The organism is Flavobacterium aurantiibacter (assembly GCF_002251775.1).
Lineage (GTDB): Bacteria > Bacteroidota > Bacteroidia > Flavobacteriales > Flavobacteriaceae > Flavobacterium > Flavobacterium aurantiibacter.
This window is the reverse complement of the sequence record NZ_NOXX01000026.1, coordinates 1-762: the sequence shown is the minus strand read 5'-3', so window position 1 is coordinate 762 and position 762 is coordinate 1. Positions and strand designations below refer to the sequence as shown.

The window sequence follows — 762 nt, the reverse complement described above, 5'->3', positions numbered from 1 at the left end:
GAGAAATCTAGCTCTTTAGTACAGTTTTAAACAGGCATCTTTTACAGTAACATTAAACGCGTACTGTCCCATTTCTTCCAAAGTTCGTTTTGGCTGGCTTAAGAAATACTCAATGTCGTAATAATGGTTTAATTTAATTTTACATCTGTACAGATACGTGGGAAGATTCTTTTCAATTCGTTCTTTGTCTGCCTTGCAAACAGCTGCGTACAGTACTTCTCCTTCAGAAATATGAGAATCTGCAAGCTGTTCGTAGTTTAAATGTATAATCCAAGCACCTGAATAATCGCTGTGTTGTAATTTTTGGCACGCAGCTATTTTATCGGCTACTTGGGACGCAATTTCAGCATTCGCTGTAAAAAACTTTTCCCCAACTAGACTCCATTCCTTTGAAAAAATTATTCGTGTATAATGGAAAGTATATGTTTTTACAATGATTGTATCATGCTGGAATTCATGCTTTTGCGCACTAACTAGACTTGCTAAAGTCAGCATTATTAGTAAAGTAAACTGTTTCATAAGTCCTAATTTAAAATCCAGATGTCGATTCGTGATAATGGAATATCCAAATGGCAACCTGTTATACAATCTCCCGGGGCGACAGTTCCATTTGAAATTAACAAATCCGCATGCCCCGAGGCATTGTGAAGGTCGTGTTCTGGGGTTGATACGGAGGAAAAAATACCCCGTTTGTTCGTTATAAAATCAAGTCGTAAGCTATTGTCATTTGCGGCATTTGTGGGAAAATAGCTTGAATGATTT

General features: G+C 37.1%; 2 protein-coding genes. Both read right to left on the bottom strand.

Annotated features, from left to right (window positions below; all coding sequences use genetic code 11):
• Positions 1-15: 15 nt before the first annotated feature.
• The gene (locus tag CHX27_RS00245; RefSeq protein WP_133063360.1) at positions 16-519 is read right to left on the bottom strand and encodes a hypothetical protein; all 504 of its coding nucleotides are present in this window, start codon (positions 517-519) and stop codon (positions 16-18) included.
• Positions 520-524: 5 nt separating this feature from the next.
• Positions 525-762: hypothetical protein (locus tag CHX27_RS15635; RefSeq protein WP_207758902.1), on the bottom strand; the 238-nt coding region annotated here is incomplete at its 5' end.